We start from the raw sequence: 2,523 nt of genomic DNA, 5'->3' as shown, positions 1-2,523 counted from the left end.
ATAATCTCGGCTGAGTGGTATTTTTAACCTGTACTTCGGCGCTGCGTAAATGCTGTTGTCCAGCCAAAATATTAGAAATGGGAAATATCGCTGCGAGTTGTTGCAATCTATCCCAACTGGCGGCGGTGAGAGCGACCAGATCGCGGCGATCGCTGGCAGTTTTGGCAATCAATAAATCGCGATACATTCCTGCCAAACTCTGCAATACGATTAATGGCTCGCGACCTCGATCCATTACTTGCCTGGATTGTTCCAGCACCTGGATAGAGTTATCCTGAGCGATTGCTTCTAGCAGCGTTAACAGATCTCGTTCTGGAACGGTGCCGACTAAATCCCATACCGCCTCGGTTGTAATTTCACCTTCAGTGAGACTGAGCTGATCGAGGAGGCTTTCCGCATCTCTCAAACCTCCCTGAGCGATCTGTGCTACCAGAGTAATCGCTTCGGGATTAATGGCAATGCGTTCGAGATCGGCAATCTTTTGCAGATGTCCCACCATTGCCCCAAGTGGTATGCGCCGGAAGTCAAATCTTTGGCAACGCGAAATAATCGTAGGTAATACTCTTTGCGGATCGGTGGTGGCGAGGATAAAAACAACGCGATCGGGTGGTTCTTCTAAAGTTTTGAGTAAAGCATTAAATGCTGCCGTGCTAAGCATATGACACTCGTCAATTGCATAAACTTTATACCTAGCCTGAACTGGGGCAAATTGGGCGCGTTCGATCAACTCGCGAATATTATCAACGCCTGTATTGCTGGCGGCATCAATTTCGGTAATATCGAGGGCATTACCGATGGTTACGCTGCGGCATAGTTCGCATTGACCGCAAGGTGTGGGGGTGGGCGCATCATAACTGAGACAATTCAACGATTTTGCCATAATCCGAGCGGTGGAGGTTTTGCCCGTGCCTCTAGCCCCAGTTAACAAATAGGCAGGCGCAATGCGCTGTGTTTCGATCGCATTGGTTAGGATCGTGGCGATCGCTTCTTGCCCAACCAGATCGGCAAAGGTTTGCGGGCGGTATTTATGGTGTAAAGGCTCATAACCCATATGGCGAATTCGCTCAAAGACTGCCTTATACAGTATCTATGCTTCTTCTAGTTTACGATCGCAATTCCATTGCCATCATGCATATAGCGGTTTTCAGATGAAAACGAGAAGGGGGTTTGGGGGCAATGCCCCCAAGAAGGGGTGGCCCCCTTTTACCCCGTCAATAAAACCTGTTCTCAATTGAAAAACGCTATAGCTCGCCATTCACCTCAATGTTTTATAGCCGTAGACAGATCTGTTAGGACAGGGGGTGTCAAGGTAAGAAAAGATAGTCATTGTCAAGGGGTAGCTCAAACGGATTTAGGCTGAAATCAGACCTATTTGTGGTTACCCCTATGAAGGCAAAACATCGATATGGGAATCCAGATTTGCGGCGACGAGTGAGCGTGCCCGCGCCGAGCAATGAAGAGTTAGAAGCGCGACTGCGGGATTGGTTGAGTCCAGGGACATTTGCTAATCTCAAAACGGTGCGAGACAAAACTCGACAGTTGCGCGAGCGAGTGTTAACGTTGCCCGTGATGTGTGCGATCGTGTTGAGCCTAGTGTATCGACAGATCGGCGGACTAAGTGAAGTGCTGCGCTTGCTGGAACAGGATGGCTTGTTATGGGTGGAGGCAAAGCGAGTGACGAAGCAAGCCCTGTCAGAGCGCTTGCGTACGCTGCCTGCGGCTTTGTTTGTGCAGATGTGGGAACAAGTACTGATGCGGTTGCCCGTGTCCGCAAATTCAGCGCTGGTGCCGCAGGCATGGGGACAGGTACAGGCAAGCTTTACAACCGTGGCCATGGCAGATGGGTCGGTTCTCGAAGCGTTAGCAAAGAAGCTGGAGCGCCTGCGCAACCAGAAATTCCCCTTAGGGGGTAAGATGATGGCGTTGGTGGATGCCTGGAGTTTGCGTCCTTTAGGGATTTGGTACACCCCAGATGAACACGCCAATGATAAAACCTGGAGTCAGCAACTGTTGGAGCGATTGCCCGTGGATGGGCTGTTGGTGTTTGACTTAGGGTTTTTTAGTTTCGTCTGGTTTGATACATTCACCGAAACCCAGAAATGGTTTGTCACCCGCTTGCGGCAAAAGAGCGCCTACAAAGTCACTCGCGTTCTGAGTCAGGGCAATTTCTATCGCGATGAACTGATCGAATTAGGACAGTATCGCTCTAATCCCTGTACCCATCCACTGCGCTTGGTCTCCGTCTTGTGGGGCAAAACCTGGTACACCTATCTTACCAATGTCCTGGAACCGACTCGCCTCTCCCCTCAACAAGTCTGCGACCTCTATCGACGGCGTTGGCAGATTGAAGATGCCTTCTTGCTCACGAAGCGATTGTTAGGTTTATCATACTTGTGGGTCTGCGGTAGCAATGGCGTCAAAATTCAGCTTTATAGTACTTGGATCTTCTACGTGCTACTGATGGATCTCTGCGCTCAAGTCGCAGTTGCCTTGCGCCAACCCCTTGAATGCATTTCAGTGGAA

The 2,523-nt window shown here is 50.1% G+C and carries 2 protein-coding genes; one reads left to right on the top strand and one right to left on the bottom strand.

Features of this window, described 5'->3' with window-relative positions; translation table 11 throughout:
• Nucleotides 1-1,051, bottom strand: a 1,051-nt coding sequence (locus tag PSE6802_RS27565) for a DNA polymerase III subunit gamma/tau (RefSeq protein ID WP_019498661.1), incomplete at its 3' end; no start/stop codon positions are given.
• A 335-nt stretch (nt 1,052-1,386) separates the two neighbouring features.
• Here PSE6802_RS27565 and PSE6802_RS27560 point away from each other — a divergent pair.
• Nucleotides 1,387-2,523, top strand: a 1,137-nt coding sequence (locus PSE6802_RS27560) for an IS4 family transposase (protein ID WP_019498660.1), incomplete at its 3' end; no start/stop codon positions are given.

The organism is Pseudanabaena sp. PCC 6802 (assembly GCF_000332175.1).
Lineage (GTDB): Bacteria > Cyanobacteriota > Cyanobacteriia > Pseudanabaenales > Pseudanabaenaceae > PCC-6802.
Note: the sequence above shows the minus strand (reverse complement) of the source record. Positions and strands in the feature narration are given on the sequence as shown.